Source organism: Nocardiopsis sp. Huas11 (genome assembly GCF_003634495.1).
Taxonomy (GTDB): Bacteria; Actinomycetota; Actinomycetes; order Streptosporangiales; family Streptosporangiaceae; genus Nocardiopsis.
Genome location: NZ_RBKY01000001.1, coordinates 3,299,177 through 3,320,270 on the forward strand (window position 1 = coordinate 3,299,177; position 21,094 = coordinate 3,320,270).

27 protein-coding genes are annotated in these 21,094 nt (G+C 72.2%); 22 read left to right on the forward strand and 5 right to left on the reverse strand.

The window, feature by feature from the left end:
• Nucleotides 1-15: 15 nt before the first annotated feature.
• Nucleotides 16-402 carry a hypothetical protein gene (locus DFP74_RS15010; RefSeq protein ID WP_121182269.1) on the forward strand — a complete coding sequence of 129 codons (387 nt, stop codon included), beginning with the start codon at nt 16-18 and terminating at the stop codon, nt 400-402.
• A 15-nt stretch (nt 403-417) separates the two neighbouring features.
• Here DFP74_RS15010 and DFP74_RS33885 read toward each other — a convergent pair whose 3' ends face one another.
• Both DFP74_RS33885 and DFP74_RS15015 read right to left on the reverse strand, forming a co-directional pair.
• Entirely contained in the window at nt 418-576 is a 159-nt protein-coding gene (locus DFP74_RS33885; protein ID WP_199725659.1) for a hypothetical protein, read from the reverse strand.
• A gap of 90 nt (nt 577-666) precedes the next feature.
• Nucleotides 667-1,500 carry an exonuclease domain-containing protein gene (locus tag DFP74_RS15015; RefSeq protein WP_121182270.1) on the reverse strand — a complete coding sequence of 278 codons (834 nt, stop codon included), beginning with the start codon at nt 1,498-1,500 and terminating at the stop codon, nt 667-669.
• Nucleotides 1,501-1,626: 126 nt separating this feature from the next.
• Between DFP74_RS15015 and DFP74_RS15020 the strand changes: the two genes are divergently transcribed.
• Entirely contained in the window at nt 1,627-1,857 is a 231-nt protein-coding gene (locus DFP74_RS15020) for a hypothetical protein (protein WP_121182271.1), read from the forward strand.
• Between the two features lie 48 nt (nt 1,858-1,905).
• Nucleotides 1,906-2,280 carry a hypothetical protein gene (locus tag DFP74_RS15025; RefSeq protein ID WP_121182272.1) on the forward strand — a complete coding sequence of 125 codons (375 nt, stop codon included), beginning with the start codon at nt 1,906-1,908 and terminating at the stop codon, nt 2,278-2,280.
• A gap of 10 nt (nt 2,281-2,290) precedes the next feature.
• Here the strand turns inward: DFP74_RS15025 and DFP74_RS15030 are convergent, their stop codons facing one another.
• Nucleotides 2,291-2,764, reverse strand: coding sequence for a hypothetical protein (locus tag DFP74_RS15030; RefSeq protein WP_370013380.1), 474 nt, complete (start codon nt 2,762-2,764; stop codon nt 2,291-2,293).
• A gap of 632 nt (nt 2,765-3,396) precedes the next feature.
• On the opposite strand from DFP74_RS15030, the gene DFP74_RS15035 reads away from it, so the two are divergent.
• On the forward strand, nt 3,397-3,585 hold the full coding sequence (locus DFP74_RS15035) for a hypothetical protein (protein WP_121182274.1): 189 nt from the start codon (nt 3,397-3,399) through the stop codon (nt 3,583-3,585).
• A gap of 78 nt (nt 3,586-3,663) precedes the next feature.
• Complete coding sequence (locus DFP74_RS15040) at nt 3,664-4,245, forward strand: sigma-70 family RNA polymerase sigma factor (protein WP_121182275.1); 582 nt, start codon at nt 3,664-3,666, stop codon at nt 4,243-4,245.
• Nucleotides 4,246-4,284: 39 nt separating this feature from the next.
• Here the strand turns inward: DFP74_RS15040 and DFP74_RS15045 are convergent, their stop codons facing one another.
• On the reverse strand, nt 4,285-4,806 hold the full coding sequence (locus DFP74_RS15045) for an inorganic diphosphatase (protein WP_199725660.1): 522 nt from the start codon (nt 4,804-4,806) through the stop codon (nt 4,285-4,287).
• Between the two features lie 81 nt (nt 4,807-4,887).
• On the opposite strand from DFP74_RS15045, the gene dacB reads away from it, so the two are divergent.
• Nucleotides 4,888-6,252: a D-alanyl-D-alanine carboxypeptidase/D-alanyl-D-alanine-endopeptidase gene (dacB, locus tag DFP74_RS15050; protein ID WP_121182277.1), complete on the forward strand. Its 1,365-nt coding sequence runs from the start codon at nt 4,888-4,890 to the stop codon at nt 6,250-6,252.
• Between the two features lie 41 nt (nt 6,253-6,293).
• Here the strand turns inward: dacB and DFP74_RS15055 are convergent, their stop codons facing one another.
• Nucleotides 6,294-6,692, reverse strand: coding sequence for a signal peptidase I (locus DFP74_RS15055; RefSeq protein ID WP_121182278.1), 399 nt, complete (start codon nt 6,690-6,692; stop codon nt 6,294-6,296).
• Between the two features lie 144 nt (nt 6,693-6,836).
• Here DFP74_RS15055 and DFP74_RS15060 point away from each other — a divergent pair, with 144 nt between their 5' ends.
• The 16 genes from DFP74_RS15060 (at nt 6,837) to panC (ending at nt 21,080) form a co-directional block, all read left to right on the forward strand.
• A complete protein-coding gene (locus DFP74_RS15060) occupies nt 6,837-7,919 on the forward strand; it encodes a zinc-dependent metalloprotease (protein ID WP_121182279.1) in 1,083 nt (360 codons plus the stop codon).
• On the forward strand, nt 7,916-8,923 hold the full coding sequence (tilS, locus tag DFP74_RS15065) for a tRNA lysidine(34) synthetase TilS (protein ID WP_121182280.1): 1,008 nt from the start codon (nt 7,916-7,918) through the stop codon (nt 8,921-8,923). The genes DFP74_RS15060 and tilS overlap by 4 nt, the downstream gene beginning before the upstream one ends.
• A gap of 106 nt (nt 8,924-9,029) precedes the next feature.
• Nucleotides 9,030-9,569 carry a hypoxanthine phosphoribosyltransferase gene (gene hpt, locus DFP74_RS15070; protein ID WP_121182281.1) on the forward strand — a complete coding sequence of 180 codons (540 nt, stop codon included), beginning with the start codon at nt 9,030-9,032 and terminating at the stop codon, nt 9,567-9,569.
• Between the two features lie 326 nt (nt 9,570-9,895).
• Nucleotides 9,896-11,989, forward strand: a complete 2,094-nt coding sequence (gene ftsH / locus DFP74_RS15075) for an ATP-dependent zinc metalloprotease FtsH (protein WP_121182282.1) — start codon at nt 9,896-9,898, stop codon at nt 11,987-11,989.
• 5 nt (nt 11,990-11,994) lie between these two features.
• Entirely contained in the window at nt 11,995-12,585 is a 591-nt protein-coding gene (folE, locus tag DFP74_RS15080; RefSeq protein ID WP_121188270.1) for a GTP cyclohydrolase I FolE, read from the forward strand.
• Between the two features lie 180 nt (nt 12,586-12,765).
• Nucleotides 12,766-13,617, forward strand: a complete 852-nt coding sequence (gene folP / locus DFP74_RS15085) for a dihydropteroate synthase (RefSeq protein ID WP_121188271.1) — start codon at nt 12,766-12,768, stop codon at nt 13,615-13,617.
• Complete coding sequence (locus tag DFP74_RS15090; RefSeq protein WP_121182283.1) at nt 13,614-14,060, forward strand: nuclear transport factor 2 family protein; 447 nt, start codon at nt 13,614-13,616, stop codon at nt 14,058-14,060. Before folP ends, DFP74_RS15090 begins: the two co-directional genes overlap by 4 nt.
• A complete protein-coding gene (gene folB, locus DFP74_RS15095) occupies nt 14,060-14,431 on the forward strand; it encodes a dihydroneopterin aldolase (protein ID WP_121182284.1) in 372 nt (123 codons plus the stop codon). Before DFP74_RS15090 ends, folB begins: the two co-directional genes overlap by 1 nt.
• Nucleotides 14,428-14,952, forward strand: coding sequence for a 2-amino-4-hydroxy-6-hydroxymethyldihydropteridine diphosphokinase (gene folK / locus DFP74_RS15100; protein ID WP_121188272.1), 525 nt, complete (start codon nt 14,428-14,430; stop codon nt 14,950-14,952). The genes folB and folK overlap by 4 nt, the downstream gene beginning before the upstream one ends.
• Nucleotides 14,952-15,440 (forward strand): DUF3180 domain-containing protein, encoded by a 489-nt coding sequence (locus tag DFP74_RS15105; protein ID WP_121182285.1) that lies wholly within the window; start codon nt 14,952-14,954, stop codon nt 15,438-15,440. The genes folK and DFP74_RS15105 overlap by 1 nt, the downstream gene beginning before the upstream one ends.
• Nucleotides 15,441-15,572: 132 nt before the next feature.
• Nucleotides 15,573-16,019: a PH domain-containing protein gene (locus tag DFP74_RS15110; protein ID WP_121188273.1), complete on the forward strand. Its 447-nt coding sequence runs from the start codon at nt 15,573-15,575 to the stop codon at nt 16,017-16,019.
• Nucleotides 16,020-16,361: 342 nt separating this feature from the next.
• Complete coding sequence (locus tag DFP74_RS15115) at nt 16,362-17,747, forward strand: PH domain-containing protein (RefSeq protein ID WP_121188274.1); 1,386 nt, start codon at nt 16,362-16,364, stop codon at nt 17,745-17,747.
• Between the two features lie 238 nt (nt 17,748-17,985).
• On the forward strand, nt 17,986-18,228 hold the full coding sequence (locus DFP74_RS15120; RefSeq protein ID WP_121182286.1) for a chaplin family protein: 243 nt from the start codon (nt 17,986-17,988) through the stop codon (nt 18,226-18,228).
• A 484-nt stretch (nt 18,229-18,712) separates the two neighbouring features.
• On the forward strand, nt 18,713-18,955 hold the full coding sequence (locus tag DFP74_RS15125; RefSeq protein ID WP_121182287.1) for a hypothetical protein: 243 nt from the start codon (nt 18,713-18,715) through the stop codon (nt 18,953-18,955).
• A gap of 168 nt (nt 18,956-19,123) precedes the next feature.
• Nucleotides 19,124-20,008: a Rossmann-like and DUF2520 domain-containing protein gene (locus DFP74_RS15130; protein ID WP_121182288.1), complete on the forward strand. Its 885-nt coding sequence runs from the start codon at nt 19,124-19,126 to the stop codon at nt 20,006-20,008.
• A 151-nt stretch (nt 20,009-20,159) separates the two neighbouring features.
• The gene (panC, locus tag DFP74_RS15135; protein WP_121182289.1) at nt 20,160-21,080 is read left to right on the forward strand and encodes a pantoate--beta-alanine ligase; all 921 of its coding nucleotides are present in this window, start codon (nt 20,160-20,162) and stop codon (nt 21,078-21,080) included.
• The last annotated feature ends 14 nt before the right edge of the window (nt 21,081-21,094 follow it).

The following is a 21,094-nucleotide window of genomic DNA, read 5'->3' on the forward strand; positions in this document are numbered from 1 at the left end:
GGGTAGATGCGCGATATGAGCATGTTGTTCATGTTGTTCGCGCTGGTGGGATGCCTCTTGGTGCTCGGCGGCGGTTCCTACGCCCTGCGCCGCGTCATCGCGCGGCTGGGGCCGGGGCCCGACGCCGCGGCACAGAGCGGCGGGGCCGCGGAGGTGCCGCCTCAGGCCCGTGCCGAGGTGGGCGGGTACGTCCCCGCCCCCTGGCCGGACGGCGAGGCCGGGGAGCCCGACGACCTGTCGTCGTCGGTGCGCTCCCGCGCGGCCAACCTGGTCGCCCTCGGCCGGACCGAGGAGGCGGTGCGCCTGCTCCGGGAACGGGAGGGCACCGACGAGGAGCGCGCCCGGCTCATCGTCGGCGCCCTGGAGCGGAGCGACGGTCCGGGTCCGGCCCTGGAGCCGTGACCGGACCGGGCGCCCTCAGGCGGCGCTCTGGCGGCTCTGGATCCAGCCCCACACCACGGTCGCCAGGAACAGGACGGCGCCGATGATGCCGAGCCAGAGCAGCCCCTTCACGATGAGGCCGATGATGGTCAGGGCGAGCCAGACCGCCAGCAGGATCAGGATGAGATAGACCATGGTCGCCTCCTGGGACGGGTGAGCGGGTCCACGTAGGGGCCTACCCGGACCCGGACCCGCGCACCCTTCGCCACGGCCGCAGAACACGCCTTAGGGCCAGGTGCCGTCCACCTGGGTTCCGTGACCGGGCTTGGTCCGGTCCAGCCACTCCTGGCGTCCGCGGGCGTATCCCAGGGCCCACTCCACCTGGCGCTGGTGGAGCTCGCCCAGGCCGAGGGCGGCCACGTCCGCGTGGCGCGCGCCGATCTCCTCGGCGATGGCGAGCGCGGCCACGGCGTCGGCGGTCGCGGTGTGGGCGTCGGTCAGGGCCACGCCGTAGAACTCGCTCATGGCGCCCAGGTTGCGCTTGCCGCGGCGGTAGGGGTCCAGGCCGCGGTCGATCACCAACGGGTCCACCACGGGCGCCACGGGGCCGCCGAGGCGGTCCGTGAGCGAGGGCAGGCCGTGCCGGGCGAGCTCCGCGGCGAGCACACCGAGGTCGTAGGGCGCGTTGAAGACCACCAGCCCCTGCCCGGCGCCGAGCTGCTCGGCCAGCGCCTGGGCGATCTCGTCCAGGCACTCCACCGCCGGCCGGCCCTCCTCGCGCGCACGCTCGGTGCTGATGCCGTGGATGGCGACCGCGTCGGCGGGGATCTCGCGGGGGCCGGGGTCGACCAGCCACGTGCGGCTCTTGCCCTCGCGGTCGACCAGTGCCGCCGAGACGAGGAAGGCGGTGGCGGGGTCGCGGTCGGAGGTCTCGGAGTCGAACCCGAGCAGCGGGGTGGTGTGCCAGCCCAGGTGGTCCCCGCGGGCGGGCGGGGTGGGGCGCGGCTCGTGGTCGGCGCAGTACGTGCGCCATCGGCCGCCCTCCTTGACGACGACCCCGTCACCGGTGCCGACGGAGTCCGAGCAGGTGGTGCAGGTCCCGGGGTAGCGGTTGCGCATGGGGTCCTCTCCGACGGGATGATCGGTGATCGAGCAACATCGTAGAACGAGGTGGTGACAGTCGGTGCGGGAACGACGGAGGTGACGGGGGTGTGCAAAAGGGGTGTTCTGGGGAAGGGAAGGGACATGAGTCTGGAAGAGGCATCACGTCAATTGGAAGCCGCGGTTCACGACGCACGCGTCTCCTTCGACTGCATCCTCCTCGAGGAGCTCGATCGGGCGCACACGAACGCGATCACGGCGCGCGCGGCGGTGGACGCCGCCGAGCAGGCCATCAGGGTGGAACTGGAACGGCGCGCCGCGGAGGAGGGGGATACCTCGGTCAGTCATGGGCCGGGAGACGAAGCACCAGATTGATCCCGATTTTCTTCGAACACACTTTCGATCAGCGGGTATGCTGGAGGCATGCCCGATCAGTCGCTGACGCAGGACTGGCCCGCGAGCGTGCACCCGCCCGGGTCGGACTCCTTTGAACAGACGGCCCTGGTGTGGCTGTTCGACCACGTGCCGGCCGACTACCGGCTGCACGGTGTTCTGCGTCGCCATCCCGTCGCCCTCTCCCGGCTGGCCCGCCAGTACGTCTCCGCGGCGCTGGAGGCCGCCCGGGAGGGGTACCGCACGGCCCGGGTGGACCTGCGCGACCACCTGCCCACGCACGCCCTCGACCAGGTGATGAACGCCTATCTCGCCGAGGGCAGGCGCACGGCCGCGGTCCTGCGCTCCATCGAGGCCGTCGACGCCGAACTCAGGGCGGTGTCCGAGCGGGGCGACGATGAGTGAGGCGCGCGGCTCAGGCGCTCACCCGGACCACCACGGCGACCTCGTCGCCGGTGTTGACCAGGTAGTGGTGCCCCTCGCCGGTCCCGCCCACCACCCGCGTGCGTCCGGGCGTGAGTTCGGCCGCGGAGCGCATCTGGCCGTCGGCTCCCGACGAGATCAGGTGCGCGCGCCCGCCCACCAGGTGCAGGACCTCCAACCCGTGCGAGCGCTCCGCGCGCGAGGAGGGCTCGGGGACGAAGCTGTTGGTTTCGAGCGCCACCACGGTCACCCGCAGGCGGCCGGTGGCCCGGCGCCGGGCGGCGCGGGGCGCGGGCTGCCAGCGGCCGCGCCGCGTCGGCCACAGGGTGGGGCGGGCCAGCGCGTCGGCGGCCCCGCGGGCCGCGGACACCAGGCGGCCGATCGTCGGAAGACGCAGTTCCCGCAGGTGGGCGTAGCCGGAACGGCGTCCGGCGTCCACCACGTCACCGATCCCGTCGAGGGACACGGTCGGGCGGGGAGCCACAGGGGTGGGAGCCGAAGGCTCCCGGTCGAGGGTGGAGGTCCCTTCCCCTCGCACGGCGCTCGGGTGCGACGGCCGGCGATGGGCGGGAACAGTGGGCGCGGAGAGAGCCTGCTGGGGCATCGTGAGAGGATCCTTCACGTGCGCGCGCACGAGATGCGCGCGGATGTCGTCTGTGGGGCCCGGCGGACCGGGGCCGAAGGAGTGCCTGCCTCCCGAACGGAGGCGGATCACCCGAGGCGGATGCCGATCAACGGCACCCGAACGGTCGGAGGCGTACCAGCGCGCCTCAGGAACGACTCAGTGACGACAACACGGACACGCCACACGGGCCAGGTGGCAGGAGGCCCCGAGGGCCGTGCGAGCCATGGCGGCGGTGTGGGTGTGCGGGTGCATGGACTCAAGTTGACCAGCAAAGTCGGGGAGGAGTCAAGCGGACGCACGCGATCGTGCGTGTCGTTCCCCTCACTCCCCGCCGACCGTGTTGCGGGAGGCGTGCCGTGGTGGTGACATGTGGAGCCCCGGAACGGTGTGTAGGCACCGCCGGAAGGGGCTCCGTCCCCCCAGCAGCAGTGATCAGGAGTGGCCGTGATGGCATCCGCCTCCGGAAGGCGCAGGTGAACCCGCCGGGACTGTGGGCGCGTGTGCTGGTGCGCGCGCTCGTCGTCGCGGCCGCCGGAGTGATGGCCCTGGGCTTCCTCGGCCCGGGTGAGGCCGTCCTGGTCGCGGGCCTGACCTCGCTCACCTTCGTGCTGCTGTGGCTGCGCGAGCGGACGGCCGCGCCGCCCGCTCCGCCCGACGAATAGCGTCGGCGCGGCGGGCAACGGCGTGTCTTTCGACAAACCGGGGAGCACGGTGTCACGCGCCGCGTAGATTCTTGGTCTATGACGGACCAGGATCTTCTCCACGCCCTGCGTTCCAGTCGGACTCGTACCGCGGACGCCTACGCGCAACTCTTGGATGACTATGGAGAGGAACTGTTCCGGCGCTGCATCCTGGTCCTGCGTGATCGCGACGCCGCCCACGTGGTGCTCAGGGACACCCTCATCGTGGCCCGCGCCCACGCGTGTCGACTGCGCGACGCCGACCGCCTGGGGGAGTGGCTGCACGCTCTGGCGGAGGCCGAGTGCGCGCGGCACCAGGAGAACGGGCCGCGCTGCCCGCTGCCGCGCGAGTGGCGCATGCCCGAGCGGACCTCGCTGGTGCGGGCCCGCGTGCTCAACGGGATGGTGGGCCCGGAGCTGGACGGGTACCGTACGCACGTCGCGGCGCGCGCCGACCGCTTCGACCGGGAGGGCTTCCCTCTGGAACCGGGGAGCGGGCTCGGTCCGCGCGGTCTGGCCTCACTCGTGCCCGTCGCCCTGGCGCTGCTCTGTGCGCTGCTGGCGATCGCCTGCGCGGGCTACGTCCTGGCCAGGGACAGCGCGCACGAGCCCTTCCCCGGAGCCGTCTCCAGTCGACCATGAGCACGGCCCGGCCGGGAGTCCCCGCCGGGCCGTCGCCGACTACTCGCCCGAGGTGATGTGCGAGGTGTCGCCGTGGGCACCCGCCTCCTCGGCGCGCTTGACCGAGGCGACGATCTCCTGCTCGGCCTCGTGGCGCCCGACCCAGCTGGCGCCCTCGACCGACTTGCCCGGCTCCAGGTCCTTGTAGACCGTGAAGAAGTGCTCGATCTCCAGGCGCTCGAACTCGTTCACGTGGTGAATGTCACGCAGGTGCTCCTGGCGGGGGTCGGTCGCCGGGACGCACAGCAGCTTGTCGTCGCCGCCCGCCTCGTCGCGCATCCGGAACATGCCGATGGCGCGGGCCCGGATCAGGCAGCCCGGGAAGGTCGGAGCCTTCAGCAGGACGAGGGCGTCCAGGGGGTCGCCGTCCTCGCCGAGCGTCCCCTCGACGAAACCGTAGTCGGCGGGGTAGGTCGTTGAGGTGAACAGCATGCGGTCGAGACGGATGCGACCGGTCTCGTGGTCCACCTCGTACTTGTTGCGCTCCCCCTTGGGGATCTCGATCGTAACGTCGAATTCCATGCTGATCTCGGCTCCCAATGCGACTAATGTCGCCGTATAACAACAACGTCAGGCCGCGACACCGAAGGAAGGGCGGGTGCCGTGCGACGGGTACGAGGCGAGGTCTACCTCGCGCTTGCCCTGCTCAACATATTCGTGCTGCTGGCAGGGTTTGTCTCCCTCGACATCATCGAGGCTCGACCTCTTCCCGCGGCGCCCCATCCCGTCACGAACGCCGAGGGTGTGGCGGCGGCGGAACTCGCGTCCTCCACTCCGGCGGACCCGGAACGGATCGCGGACATCCTCGATGATCCCATGTCGGCCGTCGGGCTGGAGGACGGCCTCACCGGTTACGTGACGGACCCCTCCGGAACCCCGCTCTTCGAACTCGATCCGGACACCGCGGTGACCCCGGCCTCGACCACGAAGATCGCGACGTCGGTCGCCGTCCTGGACGCCGTCGGCCCCGACCACGTGCTGACCACCGAGGCCTACTTCGACGCCGCGGAGAACCGCGTGGTGCTGCGGGGCGGAGGCGACGCGACCCTGACGACCACGGCCGACTCCGGAGCCTACCCGCAGGTAGCCACCCTGGAGGAGCTCGCCGCCGGGACCGCCGAGGCGCTGGCGGCGGAGGGGGTCGACACCGTCTCCCTGGGGTACGACGACTCCCTGTTCACCGGGCCGGACACCCCGCAGGGTTGGAAGCCCAACTACATCCCCGAGGGCAACGCCGCGCCCGTCACCGCGCTGATGATCGACTCCGGCCGCGTGTCCCCCGAGGCCAGCGGCTATGGTTCGCGCTCCACCGAGCCCTCGCAGCACGCCGCCCGGGCCTTCGCAGACCAGCTGGAGGAGGCGGGCGTCACGGTCGAGGGTGAGCCCTCCGACACCACCGCCTCGGGTGAGCCGATCGCCACGGTGGACTCGCCGCCGATGTCCAGGATGGTGGAGTCCATGATGCTCTCCAGCGACAACGTGATGGCCGAGGCCATGGGCCGGACCGCCGCGATCGCGATGGGCGAGGAGCACACCTTCGACGGGGCCGTCGCCGCCACCCACCGGGTCATGGCGGATCTGGGCGTGCGGGACGTGACGGTGACCGACAACAGCGGGCTGAGCACGCTGAACCGCATCACACCGCGCGCCCTGGTGGAACTGGTCCGCCACTCCGCCGACCCCGACCGCCCGGACCTGAACGCGGCGCTGACCGGCCTGCCGACCTCGAACGCGACGGGCACCCTGAGCTCGAACGGACGCTACGCCGAGGGCACCTCCACACACGACGGCGCGGGGCTGGTCCGGGGCAAGACCGGCACGCTCAACGGCGTGAGCACGCTCGCGGGCACGGTCCACGACCAGGACGGCAACATGTTCGTCTTCGCCTTCATGGCCAACAGCGAGTCGGCCTCGGGCCACCAGCTCGACACCCTGGCGACCGCGCTCACCCGCTGCGGCTGCTCCTGACCCACGAACGACCCCGGCCCGGCGCCGGGGCCGTTCGTGGGTCAGCTCCGGAAGGGGCCCCGCGGGTCCTCGCCCCCGACCCGGTAGCCAGGGACGGACGGCCAGCGCACGGTGAGCACGACGGACGCCTCCTCGGCGTGCCAACTGTGGTCGACGCCCTTGCCCCAGACCACGTAGTCGCCCTGCTCGGCCAGCGTCACGCTCCGGTCGGGGAAGTCCATGCGGAACCGGCCGCTCACCAGGACCAGCAGGGCCGTACGCTCCTCACCGGTCACCCACAGGGCACGCTCGTCGCCTCGTGGATGGACGCCCCACTCGACCTCGACCGCGTCGCTGTGTCGGGCGTCGCCGACCTCCTTGAAGTGGCCGAGGATCCAGCCCCGGTCCGCCAGTGCGTCCTGTCCGGCGTTGCCGACGTACACGTCGTTCGTGGCGCTCATGGGGCAGGACGGTAGCAACCGGGCGGTGGGTGTCGGGGTGGGTGGCGGGGTGGCGCACTCAGGGTCGACCCTGGCGCTCCCCGGAATTACCACCCTGATCCCCGTGCCCCCGCGCTCCTCGTGGGTAGGCTGGCGAATGTGACTGTGATCGACTGGGACGTAGCCGTCAACACCGGAGTCCGCCTCGTGCGCCCTGGGCCGCAGGTGGACCTGTCCGACGCGCGGCAGGCCGTGGCGCAGTTGCGCGAGCTTTCCACCGTGGCGGCCGGGCATGTGCGCGACTTCACCGGAATGAACCCTCTCGAACCCGCCGGGCCAGCGGTCATCGTGGACCGCCCGGGGTGGATTCGAGCCAACGTCGACGGGTTTCGGGTCGTGCTCGAACCCGTGCTGCAACAGATGGGCGCCGAACGGCTGAACAACAGCCCCGCCGGGAACCTGACCAGCGCGGTCGGCTCCCGGATCACCGGGGTCCAGCTGGGCGCCGTCCTCTCCTACCTGGCGGGGAAGGTCCTCGGCCAGTACGAACTCTTCCTGCCGCCGGGCCCGGACGGCACCACGCCGACCGGACGCCTGACGCTGGTGGCGCCCAACATCGTCAACACCGAACGCGAGATGGGCGTCGACTCCCGCGACTTCCGACTGTGGGTGTGCCTGCACGAGGAGACCCACCGCATGCAGTTCACGGCCACGCCGTGGCTGCGTGCCCACGTCCAGGGACTGATGCAGGAGCTCCTGCTGTCCTCGGACATGGACGCCGCGGCGCTCATCGACCGGCTGCGCTCGGCGGGCGAGGCCGTCGCCGACGCCGTCCGCGGCGGGCGGGACTCCAACCTCATCACCGCGTTCCAGACCCCGGAGCAGAACGCGATCATGGAACGCGTCACCGCGGTCATGAGCCTGGCCGAGGGGCACGGCGACTACGTGATGGACGCGGTCGGCGTCGAGGTCGTCCCGTCCGTGGAGCAGATCCGCGCGCGCTTCCAGAAGCGCCGCGAGACCCTCAACCCGCTCGACCGCATCATGCGCCAGCTGCTCGGCATGGACCTGAAGATGCGCCAGTACGAGGAGGGCGCCGCGTTCGTCCGCGCGGTGGTGGGACAGGTCGGCATGAGCGAGTTCAACAAGGTGTGGACCTCGCCCGAGACGCTGCCCACGCTGACCGAGATCCGCAACCCGAACGCCTGGATCGACCGGGTCGTGCGCCCCGCCGCCATCGCGGAGTGAGCGGGCCGCATCCCGCCGTGGCCGCCGTCCGTTCGGCGGTCCGGCGGGCGCTGGCCGATCTGCCCGCCGGCACCACCGCCCTGGCGGCGTGCAGCGGGGGAGCGGACTCCCTCGCCCTGGCCGGAGCGCTGGCCTTCGAGGCTCCGCGCGCGGGCCGCACGGCCGGCGGCGTCACGGTCGACCACGGCCTCCAGGAGGGGTCGGCCGCCCGCGCCGAGGAGGTCGCCGGCGTCCTGCGGGGTCTCGGCCTGGATCCCGTCCTCGTGCGCACCGTCGCCGTCGACGGCCCCGGCGGTCCGGAGGCGGCGGCCCGACGCGCCCGCTACGCCGCCCTGGACGGGGCGGTCGACGAGCACGCTCCGGCGGTCGTGCTGCTCGGCCACACCCTCGACGACCAGGCGGAGACGGTCCTGCTGGGCCTGGCCCGCGGTTCCGGGGCGCGCTCACTGGCGGGCATGGCCCCGCGCAACGGCCACCGTCTGCGGCCCCTGCTCGACCTCGACCGGGCCACGGTCCGACGGGCCTGCGTCGAGATGGGACTGCGCGCCTGGGAGGACCCGCACAACCTCGATCCGCGGTTCGCCCGGTCAAGGGTGCGCCACGAGGCCCTGCCCGCCCTGGAGAAGGCGCTCGGCCCCGGCATCGCCGAGGCCCTGGCCAGGACCGCCGCCCTGCTGCGCGCGGACGCCGACACCCTCGACCACCTCGCCGACGACCTCCGGTCCGAGGCCCTGACCGGGCCCGGGGCCGGAGAGGGCGCCGGCTCCACCGGGGGCGGCCCGTCCCTGGCCGTCGACCCGCTGGCCGCGGCCCCCGCGTCGCTGCGCACGCGCGTCCTGCGCCGCGCCGCCCTGGCCGCCGGGTGCCCGGCGAGCGCGCTCACCGCCCGCCACGTGCGCGAACTCGACCGGCTCGTCACCGACTGGCGTGGCCAGTCCCACATCGACCTCCCCGGGGGCGTGCGCTGCCGGAGGATCGCGCGGCGGCTGCGCTTCGAGGCCTGAGCCGGCCGGCGGGACCGGGCGGCGCCGTCCGTGGTCACGCCGCTTATCCTGGGTCCCGCACACGGGGAATCCAGCAGCGAGGACATTGAGCGTGGACGCTAAGGACATGGGACAGGACCTTGAGAAGATCCTGGTCACCGAGGACGAGATCAAGTCGCGCCTGGCCGAGCTGGGGGCGCGGATCGACGCGGACTACGCCGACCGGGACCTGCTGATCGTCGGGGTGCTCAAGGGCGCCGTCATGGTGATGGCCGACCTCGCACGCACGCTGCACAGCCCCGTGTCCATGGACTGGATGGCCGTCTCCTCCTACGGGGCCGGCACGACCTCCTCCGGGGTCGTGCGCATCCTCAAGGACCTGGAGACCGACATCAAGGACCGCGACGTCCTGATCGTCGAGGACGTCATCGACTCCGGTCTGACGCTCTCCTGGCTGGTGGGCAACCTCAGGTCGCGCGGGCCCCGGTCCGTGGAGGTCTGCACGATGGTCCGCAAGCCGCTGGCGTTCGAGGTCGACCTGAACGTCAAGTACATCGGCTTCGACCTGCCCAACGAGTTTATCGTCGGCTACGGCCTCGACTACGCCGAGAAGTACCGCAACCTGCCGTTCATCGGCACGCTCGCCCCCCACGTCTACGAGGGCTAGGGCGGGGCGGGCGGCGCGCGCCCGGGCGTCCCGCCCGCGCCGCGCCGCGCCCGGAGCCTTCCCCCAGAGCCCGCCGGGAGCGCCCACCGGCGCCGCCGAGCGGCGCGGGAGGAGCCCCGGGGAACAACGGGGCGGGTCGCCGTCGTTGCCATCATGACGGTTCCGGTGCCCGGCCCCGAGCGGTGCGTCCGCCCGGTGGGGGAGGTGTACCGTCGAATATCCCGGCGTCATCGCGGGGAGCACGTGTCCGTTAGGTCCTGCTTCGGAAAGTCCTCTGGGGCGGACAGCCTGGTCAGGAGGGACGGACCCGACAGGGTTCCGCTCACATGAATCTGAAGCGCTTTTTCCGCGGCCCGTGGATCTTGATCCTGGCGGTCGCCGTCATGCTCATCATCGGCTTCCGCGTCTTCGACGTGGGTGGCGGCCCGCAGCCCGAGGACGCCGACATCTCGTCCGTGTACCAGCTCATCGAGAACGATGAGGTGCACAACGCCGAGATCATCGACCGTGACCAGCGCATCGTGCTGACGACGACGGACGACGAGATCTTCGAGGCCTACTGGGTCGAGGGTCAGGGCGCCCAGCTCGCGGAGATGCTCCAGACGTCGGCGGACGACCCGGACAGCAACCTGAACTCCTACGAGGTGTCGGTCGCCACCACCTCGGTGTGGACGACCGCGCTGTTCAGCCTGCTCCCGCTGATCATCATCATCGGTATCTTCTGGTTCATCTTCAGCCAGATGCAGGGCGGCGGCTCGCGGGTGATGCAGTTCGGCAAGTCCAAGGCCAAGCTCATCACCAAGGACACGCCCAAGAACACCTTCGCCGACGTGGCCGGGGCCGACGAGGCCATCGAGGAGCTCCACGAGATCAAGGAGTTCCTGCAGAACCCGGCCAAGTTCCAGGAGATGGGCGCCAAGATCCCCAAGGGCGTGCTCCTCATGGGCCCGCCCGGTACCGGTAAGACCCTCCTGGCCCGCGCCGTGGCCGGTGAGGCCGAGGTGCCGTTCTACTCCATCTCCGGTTCGGACTTCGTCGAGATGTTCGTCGGTGTGGGCGCCTCGCGCGTGCGCGACCTGTTCGAGCAGGCCAAGGCCAACGCCCCCGCGATCATCTTCATCGACGAGATCGACGCCGTCGGCCGCCACCGCGGCGCCGGCATGGGCGGCGGCCACGACGAGCGCGAGCAGACGCTCAACCAGATGCTGGTCGAGATGGACGGCTTCGACGTCAAGGGCGGTGTCATCCTCATCGCCGCGACCAACCGGCCCGACATCCTGGACCCGGCCCTGCTGCGTCCGGGCCGCTTCGACCGGCAGGTCGTGGTCGACCGTCCCGACATGGACGGCCGCAGCGACATCCTCAAGGTGCACGCCAAGGGCAAGCCCATGGCCGACGACGTCGACTTCCGGGTGATCGCCCGCCAGACCGCCGGGATGACCGGCGCCGACCTGGCCAACGTCATCAACGAGGGCGCCCTGCTCTCCGCCCGCGCGGGCGCCAAGGTCATCACCCACGCGGTGCTGGAGGAGGCGATCGAGCGGGTCATGGCCGGCCCCGAGCGCAAGACCCGTGTGATGTCGGACACCGAGAAGAAGGTCATCGCCTACCACGAGGGCGGCCACGCCCTGGTGGGCCACGCGCTGCCCAACTCCGACCCGGTGCACAAGATCACGATCCTGCCGCGCGGACGCGCCCTGGGCTACACCATGTCGGTGCCGACCGAGGACAAGTTCCTCACCTCGCGCTCGCAGATGATGGACCAGCTCGCCATGATGCTGGGCGGCCGCGCCGCCGAGGAGCTCGTCTTCCACGAGCCCACCACCGGCGCCGGCAACGACATCGACAAGGCCACCAACCTGGCCCGCAACATGGTCACCGAGTACGGCATGAGCGAGCGCCTGGGCGCCCGCAAGTTCGGCTCCGGCAGCACCGAGCCGTTCCTGGGCCGCGAGATGTCGCACGCCCGTGAGTACTCCGAGGAGATCGCCTCCATCATCGACGAGGAGGTGCGCCGCCTCATCGAGTCCGCGCACGACGAGGCCTACGACGTCCTCGTCGAGTACCGGGACGTCCTGGACGACCTGGTCGTGGCCCTGCTGGAGAAGGAGACCCTGACCAAGGCCGAGGTCCTGGAGATCTTCGCCCCGATCACCAAGCGGCCCTCCCGCGGCTCCTACACCGGCTACGGCAAGCGGCTGCCCTCGGAACGGCCCCCCGTGCGCTCGAAGAAGGAGGTGGCCGCGATCAGCGCCGCCGAGAGCGCCGAGGGCCTGCTGCCGGAGTCCGGCGGCGAGGCGACCGAGACCACCGAACCGCGCGGGAGCGAGATCAACGGCGCCGAGTACAAGGGCTCCGCGGCCCCGGGCGCCAACGGGCAGCTGTCCACCAGAGCAGAGGCCGAGGGGGACGACGCGTGACCGCCATGGAGGGCCTGGAGCCCAGACCCGTCGACCGGGAGCGCATCGAGCGCGCCGTGCGCGAGATCCTCATCGCCATCGGGGAGGACCCCGAGCGCGACGGCCTGGTCAAGACGCCCGAGCGCGTGGCCCGGGCCTACGAGGAGCAGTTCTCCGGGCTGGGCCAGAAGCCGGGTGACGTGCTCACCACGGTGTTCGAGGCCGGGCACGAGGAGATGATCCTGGTCAAGGACATCGAGATGTACTCCACCTGCGAGCACCACCTGGTGCCGTTCTACGGTGTGGCGCACGTGGGCTACATCCCGGCCGCCGACGGCCGCATCACCGGTCTGAGCAAGCTCGCGCGGCTGGTCGACGTGTACGCGCGCCGGCCGCAGGTGCAGGAGCGGCTCACCGGCCAGGTGGCCGACGCGATCATGGACAACCTCCAGCCGCGCGGCGTCATCGTCGTGGTGGAGGCCGAGCACCTGTGCATGACCATGCGCGGGGTCCGCAAGCCCGGGGCGAAGACGGTGACCTCCGCCGTCCGCGGCATCTTCCGGGGCAGCGACCGGACCCGGGCCGAGGCGATGAGCCTCATCTTCGACCGTCGCTGACCCGCGCCCGACCCCTTGGAGAGGAACCGCCCCTCCCCAAGGGGTCTTCGTGTGCCCGGAGAGCCGTGCCCACTCGCCCGGCCGCACTCCGAGCCCGCGAGCGCGTAAACGAATAGGGTGATCCTTATGGGGCCGAAACAGACAGTTCCAGGGTTGCCCGACCGCGGGCGGTGCCTGGTCATGGGGGTCGTCAACGTCACCCCCGACTCCTTCTCCGACGGCGGCGAGTGGTTCGATCCCGACCGCGCGATCGAGCACGGCCTGCGCCTCGTGGAGCAGGGAGCGGACATCGTCGACGTCGGCGGTGAGTCCACGCGCCCCGGAGCGCAGAGGGTGTCCGCCGCGGAGGAGCTGCGCCGCGTCGAACCGGTCGTGCGCGAACTCGCGGCCAGGGGCGTCCACGTCAGTGTCGACACCATGCGCGCGGAGGTCGCCGAGCGCGCCGTCGGGGCGGGCGCGGTCCTGGTCAACGACGTCAGCGGTGGGCTGGCCGACCCGGCCATGGCCCGACTCGTGGCCTCTTCCGGCGTTGCCTACGTGTTGATGCACTGGCGTGGGCATAGTCATGACATGCAGAGCCGTGCCGTGTACACGGATGTCGTCCAGGAGGTCCTCGATGAACTCCGCGACCGTATGGAGGCCATGATCAGTGCAGGTGTCGACCCGGGTCAGATCGTCCTGGACCCGGGACTGGGATTCTCCAAACGCCCCGAGCAGGCGCACAACTGGGCGATTCTCCACCAACTCGAACGTTTTCACGCGCTGGGGCGCCCGGTGCTGGTGGCCGGCTCCCGCAAGCGCTTCCTGAGCCGGCTGCTGGGGGACGCCAAGGGCAACGACCGGCCCTTCGCCGAATGCGACGCCGCCACCGCGGCCGTCTCCACCCTCTCCGCCGACCGCGGCGCCTGGTGCGTGCGCGTGCACGACGTGCGCTCCAGCGCCGACGCCGTGCGCGTGGCCTCGGCCTGGTCCGACGGCGGCGCACGACTCGACCTGGGCCGGGGCGAGCCCATGGACCGGGGCGGCCTGTGAAGTCCCGCCAGGAGGTCATGGAGCGCGTGGCCGAGGCCAACGCGCAGTTCTACAGCGCCATCGAGAACGGCGACATCGACCTGATGCGCACCGTCTGGGCCGAGGAGCACGAGGCGCCGGACCTGGTGTGCGTCAACCCCGGATGGCCGCTGCTGCGGGGGCGCACCGAGATCATGCGGGCGTGGTCGCTGATCATGGCCAACGTCACCTACATCCAGTACGTGCTCACCGAGACCCACATCGGGGTCGGCGGCGACGTCGCCATGGTGACGTGCGAGGAGAACGTCCTGACCGCGGAGGACGGCAGCCCCGGCTTCGTGGCGGGCGGGCAGGTGGTCACCACCAACCTGTTCGTGGCGACCGACGCGGGCTGGCGACTGTGGTCGCACCACGCCTCGCCGGTCCTGATGGAGGACGACGACGAAGCGGAGGCCGAGGACTGATGCGCGACCGCATCACGCTCCGCGGCCTGCGCGCTCGGGGCCACCACGGCGTGTTCGACTTCGAGCGCCGCGACGGCCAGGACTTCGTGGTCGACGCGGTGCTCTACCTGGACACCGCTCCGGCCGCGGCCTCCGACGACGTCGGCGACACGGTGCACTACGGGCTGCTCGCCGACCGCCTGGTGCGGATCGTGACGGGCGAGCCGGTGAACCTCATCGAGACGCTGGCGGAGCGGCTGGCCGCGGAGTGCATGGCCGAGTCCCTGGTGGACGGTGTGGAGCTGACGGTGCACAAGCCGTCGGCGCCCATCGAGCACGAGTTCGCGGACGTGGCGGTCACGGTCACGCGGGGGACGAGGCGTCCGTGGTGACGCGCGCGGTCCTCGCCCTGGGCTCCAACCTGGGCGACCGGCGGGCCACGCTCCAGGGCGCGGTGGACGCGCTGCTCACCGGGGGGCCGTCCCCGGTGGCGCTGTCCCCCGTGTACGAGACCGCGCCGGTGGGCGGGCCCGAGCAGGGCGCCTACCTCAACGCGGTCCTGGTCGTGGACACCGACGACGGCCCGCTGGAGCTGCTCCAGCGGGCCCAGGCGGTGGAGCGGGACTTCGACCGGGTGCGGGAGGTCCGCTGGGGCCCGCGCACGCTGGACGTGGACGTCATCGCCTTCGGTGACGCGCGCTCCGACGACCCCCGGCTGACCCTGCCGCACCCGCGCGCCCACCTGCGGGCGTTCGTGCTGCGGCCGTGGCTGGACGCCGACCCGGGAGCCGTGCTCCCGGGCCGGGGGCCGGCCGCGGACCTCCTCGCGGCCGTGGAGGCCGCCGACACGGCGGGGGAGCAGGCCCTGCGCCGCCGGGACGACCTGGCCCTACGGCTCCCCGAGGGGGCCTGATGGCGGAGGAGGACGAGCACAGGCTCCGCCCCACGGGCTGGCGGGTCCCGGCGGTGCTGATCGCGATCGGTGCCCTGCTGGGCGTCCTTCTCACGAACGTGCTGTCGTTCCTGCCGGTGCTGCCGTGGTCGGGGATCCCGACCCTGCTCCTGCTCGCGCTGGCCGAGGGCTTCACGGCCGGGCGGACCAGGCGCCGCATCCGCAGGGTGCCCGGCACCGAGCCGATGGAGCCGCTGAGCGCGGCGAGGCTGGTGGCCCTGGCCAAGGCCAGCGCGCTGTTCGCGTCGTTGGCGGCGGGCTTCTTCCTGGGCATCGCGTTCGCGGTCTCGGACCGGCTGGAACTGCCCTCGCCGCGCGAGGTGTTCTTCACCGCGATCGGTACCGGCGCGGCCGCAGCGGCGCTGCTGGCGGCCGCGCTGTACCTGGAGTACGCGTGCCGGGTCCCCGAGGACGAGGACGGGCTGGACGACCCGCGCGGGAGGGCGTGAGGGATGTCGGTGTCCGCCGGCTGATGGTTGACTGGGCCCGTGGACACCAGTGATCCGACTCCTTCGCCGTCCCCGCCGGAACGACCGCTGGACGCGGCGTTCGCCGCGCCCGCGGGCACACCCTGGCAACGGGTGTCGCCCGCCCTGGCCTGGTACCGACGGCTGGTGCTGGGCGTGCCGAGCCTGATCGCGGGCGCGGGCGGGGCCGTCCTGCTGTTCCTGTGGGGGCACCCGGTCCTGGCCGTGGCGGTCGCCGTGGCGGCCCTGATGGTGGCGGGGGGCGGCTGGCTGCTGGCTGGACTCTTCCATCGCTCGTGGGGCTACGCGGAGGCTCCCGAGGAGCTGTACCTGACCTACGGGGTGTTCCTGCGCCAGCTCGTCGTCGTCCCGTACGGCCGGATGCAGGTCGTGGACGTGACGGCGGACCTGCTGGAGCAGGCGCTGGGCATCGCGACGGTCCGGGTGCGCACCGCGGCGAGCACCGCCGACACCCGGGTGGTCGGGCTCGGCCTGACCGAGGCCGTGGAACTGCGCGACCGACTCGCGTCGCGCAGCGAGAGCTTCTCGACGGGGTTGTAAGTGCACTCATCCGCCCAACCGCCGCACGACCGACCCGAGCCCGAGCGCTCGGAGGCGGACCACGACCGTCCGGCCGGGCACCCCTGGGTCGCTCCGGGCGACACGGGCCGCACGCCCGGCCCTCCGCCGCCGCCCGCCGCGCAGCGGCCGTCCGCGCCGCCGCCCGTGCCCGGTCCGCCGGGTGCTCCTGCCGGCCCCGCGCCGCGGCCCGGTCCGCCGGGCGCCCCTCCCGGCCCCGCTCCGCGGCCGGTTCCGCCGGGGGCTCCTCCCGGCCCCGCGCCGCGACCCGGACCGCCGGGGGCCCGCCCCGGGCCGCCCGCCCCGTTCGACCAGGGGCCGGTCCTGCTCCCGCCGAACGTCGGATGGCGTCCGCCGCCGACCCGGCGTCCGGAGCCCGAGGACGACGTCACCACGGGCGAGTTCCGGTCCCACTGGTCGATCGTGCCGGCGCAGGTGGCCGCCGTGACCCTCGCGTTCGCGGCCCTGATCGGCCCGATCCTGACCACCTTCGGCTTCGTCTGGGTCGTGATGATGACCCTGGCGGTGGTCTTCGGGTCGCTCGCCCACGCCCTGCCCGCGTGGTGGTACGGCACGTTCGGCCTGCGCGAGGACCACCTGGTCGTGCACAGCGGCCTGGCCATGCGCAGCTCCCGGGAGATCCCGCTGAGCCGCCTCCAGGCGGTGGACGTGGTCCGACCGCTGCTCATGCAGGTGTTCGGCCTGGCCGAGCTGCGCATCGAACTGGCGGGCGGCGACCACAGCGCCATCCGGCTGCGCTGCCTGCGCCGGACCCTGGCGGAGCGGCTGCGCACGGCCGTGCTCGCGCACGCCGCGGGCCTGCCCGGGCGCACGCCCGAGGCCCCCGAGTGGCCCCTGTACCGGCTGCCCTTCCCGCTGCTGCTCGGCGCGCTGACCTTCCGCGTGCCGATCCTGTTGTCGTTCGTCGCCCTGCTGATGCTCCTCACCGCCGGGGTCGTCTTCGTGGAGCCCGGAGTGGCGGCCGCCCTGATCCCGTTGGTCCTGGGGCTGCTCAGGTACTACTGGGGCCCGCTGGCCCGCTACACGGACTACTACGCCTCGCTCTCGTCCGACGGGCTGCGGCTGAGGTACGGCATGTTCCAGCGCCGCATGCAGACGGTCCCGCCCGGGCGGGTGCAGGCCGTGCGGGTGGTGGAGCCCCTGTTGTGGCGGGCGCTGGGCGTGGCCCGGGTCGAGGCGAACGTGGCCGGATACGCGGGCGAGCGCCAGGGCGAGTCCGCGACCCTGCTGCCGGTCGCCCCCCGGCGGCTGGCCTTCTCCCTGGTCAACGAACTCTTCCCGGACAGTGACGCGGCGCGGGTCCCCCTGGTGCCGGGCCACGTTCGCGGCGGCTCCCTCGTGGGGGTGGACGAGCACCTGTTCGTCAGCACGCACGGCCTGTTCTGCCGGATCACCGAGATCGTCCCGGTGGAGCGGGTCCAGACGCTGCGGATCACCGCGGGCCCGCTGGAGCGCCTCCTGGGCCGGGTCTCGGTGGACGTGGACACCCCGCCGGGGCCGGTGCGCGCCCACGCGTCCCTGCGGGAGGCGTCCGAGGGCCGCGGGCTCCTGGACGCGCTCGTGGAACACGGGCGGCGCGCGCGGGTGCCGGAGGCCGGAACGGAGCGGTGGGCGACCAGGTCGACGCTGACCCGCGACAGGGACCGGGCGCCCGACGCCTCCGGGGACTCACCCGGGAGTAGTTTGTGATCTGAGTCACATAGCGGGCCTCGTGTGGCTGATGTTGCTGTCGCCATGTCCGACATGTCTGCTCACTGGGTGTGATTCTTCCAGTTCAGAGTCGGAAACTTCTTGCGTGTTCCGGCCACGTACGGCGAGTGAGTATGGCTAAATAGTGACTGAACACGGTGAGTGTTCGCAGTCATACACATCGTCAACGTTATTGACCGGTTGGTGCCCCACCGCCGACTGGTTCAAGGAGAAATTCATGCTGAAGAAGGCTCTCGCCGCCAGTGCCATCACCGCTGCCGCCGCCGGCGTCCTGTTCACCGGCTCTCCCGCCATGGCCAACAGCAACGTCTTCACCTCCGGCAATGGCAGCATCCTGAGCGGCAACCAGGCCGTGCTGGACCTGGACGCGCCCATCAACGTCTGCGGCAACGCGATCGCCGTCCTCGGCGTCGCCGGTGCGAACTGCCACGACTCCGGCGCCACCGTCAAGAACTGGTAGTGCCCAGGGTCCGCATCCGGCGGACCCAGGCGCGCATCAGCACGCGGTGAGCGTGCGGCCCGAACGGGCGGGGGTGTCCAGTCGGAGACGTCCCGGCTGATCCGCCCGCAAGGCCCACGCACACCGCGCCCGCGCCATCCCGTGACGACGGGATGGCGCTTTTTCGTGTGCGGGTCCACAACCTGCGGATCCTGTGCCGCCGAACGCGGCCGACCGCAATGCGCATTGGTGTGCGACTGGAACGTCGACGACCCGTGACGCTGCGCGCACGCGGTTCCGGCGATCTGGAACCTATGTCCCGATCGGCCCCGCGACGCCACATCACACATAGTGATATTTAAGAGCCTACTTGTGATCAGTGCAGTTCAAGAGGGGTGAACTGGGCCACTTCACGGGTAACTTCTTCACCAGCGCCCCCGGGTGCCCCCGAAGAAACACCCCACGTGCGGACGGCCCCCCGTCCGGACACTGAAGGAGACACGAAGTGCTGAAGAAGACGTTCGCCACCGGTGCCGTGGTCCTCGCCTCCGCCGGGATCCTCCTCACCGCGGCCCCCGCGGCGGCGCACGCCAACGCCTGGACCTCCGGCCACGGGTCCAACGTGAGCGGCAACATCGCCTACATCAACGGCATCGAGAACTCCAACGCCGGCTGCGGCAACTCCAACGCCGTCCTCGGGCAGTCCCTCGCCTCCTGCTACAACTCCGGGGTGATCATCCAGAACTGATCCGGTCCCCCACCGTGCGGGGGTGAGGACCAGCAGTGGGGGCGGGTACCCGGTACCCGCCCCCACGGGTGTCCCTGGGACACAGGTCACCGGCCCGGGAGGGCTATCGTGTGCTCAGGCGTCACGGTGCGGGAGAGCCGGACGCACGAACACGAGGGGGCACCACACATGGAGACGACGCAGGGGCGCCCCGCCCGACTGCGGGTCGGCGTCATCGGACCCGGCCGGGTCGGATCCGTGCTCGGCCTGGCCCTGAGCCGCGCCGGGCACAAGGTGGTCGCCGCGTCCGCGGTCTCCGAGGCCTCCAAACGACGGGTCGCCGACCGCCTGCCCACGGCGCGGATCCTCGAACCCGCCCAGGTCGCCGAAGCCGCCGACCTCGTCCTGCTCACCGTGCCCGACGACGAGCTCGCCGAACTCGTCGAGGGCCTGGCCGCCACCGGCACCGACCTGCGGGGCAAGATCCTGGTCCACGCCAGCGGAGCCCACGGGTACGGGATCCTCGCCCCGGCCACCCTCGTCGGCGCGCTGCCCCTGGCCCTGCACCCGGCGATGACCTTCACCGGGCGGCCCGAGGACGCCGAGCGCCTCGCCAACTGCGCCTTCGGCGTCACCGCGCCCGAACAGCTGCGGCCCATCGCCGAGGCACTCGTCGTCGAGATGGGCGCCGAACCGGTGTGGATCACCGAGGACAAGCGCACGCTCTACCACGCCGCCCTCGCCGGGGGCGCCAACCACCTGGTCACGCTCGTGGCCGACAGCGCCGCCCTGCTCACCGCCGCGGGGGTCCCCGAACCCGGCCGCCTGCTCGCCCCCATGCTCAGCGCGGCCCTGGACAACGCACTGCGCCTGGGCATCCACGGCCTCAGCGGTCCGGTCCTGCGCGGCGACGCCGGAACCGTCGCGGGCCACATCGAACAGCTGCGCGAGAACGCGCCCGAGAGCGTCGCCAGCTACGTGGAACTCGCCCGGCTCACCGCCGACCGCGCCATCAACGCGGGCATGCTCGACCCGGCCGACGCCGCGCGCCTCCTCGACGTCCTGCGGCGCTGACCGACCGCGTACGCCGGCCGCGGCCCGTGCGCGCGGGCCCAGCGCCATCAGAGCAGGGGCCGCCCACGCGCGCGGGAGGCTCGCGGACCCGCGCCCGCCGGTCCGGCCAGGCCCGGCGACCACTCCAGCACTCCACCACGGGAAACCACTGATGACCGAACGCACCCCCGCGACCACCGGCCGGCCCCTCGTCGTCCACACCGCCGAGGAGCTCCGAGGCGCCCTCGCCGACGCCGGACGCGTCGCCCTGGTCCCCACCATGGGCGCCCTCCACACCGGACACCGCACCCTCATGCGGCTCGCCCGGGACCGGGCGGACACCGTCGTCGTCAGCGTCTTCGTCAACCCGCTCCAGTTCGGCCCGGGTGAGGACTTCGACCGCTACCCCAGGACGCTCGACACCGACAGCGCCGTGTGCGCCGAGGAGGGCGTCGACGTCGTCTTCGCGCCCACGGTCGCCACCATGTACCCCACCGAGCCGATGGTCACCGTCCAGGCCGGCGCCATGGGCGAGCTCCTGGAGGGCGCCTCCCGCCCCGGCTTCTTCACGGGCGTGCTCACCGTCGTCAGCAAACTCCTGCACCTGGTCGGCCCCGACCTGGCGGTCTTCGGGCAGAAGGACGCCCAGCAGATCGCCATCGTGCGCCGCATGGTCGCGGACCTGTCCATGCCGATCGAGATCGTCGGCGCCCCCACGCTGCGCGACCCCGACGGCCTGGCCGTCTCCAGCCGCAACGTCTACCTCTCCGACGACGAGCGCGCCAGCGCCCTGGCCCTGCACCGCGCGCTGCGCGCCGGACTCGATAGTGCCGCGGACGGCCCCGACGCCGTGCGCGCCGCCGCCCGCGCCGTCCTGGACGGGGCCGCCGAGGCGGACCCGCCCGTCGAACCCGACTACCTCGCCCTCGTGGACCCCGCCACCTTCACCGACGCCCCCGCCGACTTCGAGGGCGAAGCCGTCCTCGCCGTCGCGGCCAGGGTCGGCTCCACCCGGCTCATCGACAACACGCCGGTCACCTTCACCCCCGCCCGTCCCGGCCGCGCCGCCGGGACGGACGCCGGCGCCCTGTGACCGGGCCGGCGTCG

What these genes read in the sequence shown, in the direction of transcription:
- hpt (WP_121182281.1), top strand. Translation starts at nt 9,030, where the DNA reads ATGGGACAGGACCTTGAGAAGATCCTGGTCACCGAGGACGAGATCAAG.
- DFP74_RS15020 (WP_121182271.1), top strand. Translation starts at nt 1,627, where the DNA reads ATGAGTCTGGAAGAGGCATCACGTCAATTGGAAGCCGCGGTTCACGAC.
- folP (WP_121188271.1), top strand. Translation starts at nt 12,766, where the DNA reads ATGGGGGTCGTCAACGTCACCCCCGACTCCTTCTCCGACGGCGGCGAG.
- DFP74_RS15010 (WP_121182269.1), top strand. Translation starts at nt 16, where the DNA reads ATGAGCATGTTGTTCATGTTGTTCGCGCTGGTGGGATGCCTCTTGGTG.
- DFP74_RS15055 (WP_121182278.1), bottom strand. Translation starts at nt 6,692, where the DNA reads ATGAGCGCCACGAACGACGTGTACGTCGGCAACGCCGGACAGGACGCA.
- DFP74_RS15015 (WP_121182270.1), bottom strand. Translation starts at nt 1,500, where the DNA reads ATGCGCAACCGCTACCCCGGGACCTGCACCACCTGCTCGGACTCCGTC.
- folB (WP_121182284.1), top strand. Translation starts at nt 14,060, where the DNA reads ATGCGCGACCGCATCACGCTCCGCGGCCTGCGCGCTCGGGGCCACCAC.
- DFP74_RS15045 (WP_199725660.1), bottom strand. Translation starts at nt 4,806, where the DNA reads ATGGAATTCGACGTTACGATCGAGATCCCCAAGGGGGAGCGCAACAAG.
- folE (WP_121188270.1), top strand. Translation starts at nt 11,995, where the DNA reads ATGGAGGGCCTGGAGCCCAGACCCGTCGACCGGGAGCGCATCGAGCGC.
- DFP74_RS15105 (WP_121182285.1), top strand. Translation starts at nt 14,952, where the DNA reads ATGGCGGAGGAGGACGAGCACAGGCTCCGCCCCACGGGCTGGCGGGTC.
- ftsH (WP_121182282.1), top strand. Translation starts at nt 9,896, where the DNA reads ATGAATCTGAAGCGCTTTTTCCGCGGCCCGTGGATCTTGATCCTGGCG.
- DFP74_RS33885 (WP_199725659.1), bottom strand. Translation starts at nt 576, where the DNA reads ATGGTCTATCTCATCCTGATCCTGCTGGCGGTCTGGCTCGCCCTGACC.
- DFP74_RS15040 (WP_121182275.1), top strand. Translation starts at nt 3,664, where the DNA reads ATGACGGACCAGGATCTTCTCCACGCCCTGCGTTCCAGTCGGACTCGT.
- DFP74_RS15025 (WP_121182272.1), top strand. Translation starts at nt 1,906, where the DNA reads ATGCCCGATCAGTCGCTGACGCAGGACTGGCCCGCGAGCGTGCACCCG.
- DFP74_RS15130 (WP_121182288.1), top strand. Translation starts at nt 19,124, where the DNA reads ATGGAGACGACGCAGGGGCGCCCCGCCCGACTGCGGGTCGGCGTCATC.
- panC (WP_121182289.1), top strand. Translation starts at nt 20,160, where the DNA reads ATGACCGAACGCACCCCCGCGACCACCGGCCGGCCCCTCGTCGTCCAC.
- DFP74_RS15120 (WP_121182286.1), top strand. Translation starts at nt 17,986, where the DNA reads ATGCTGAAGAAGGCTCTCGCCGCCAGTGCCATCACCGCTGCCGCCGCC.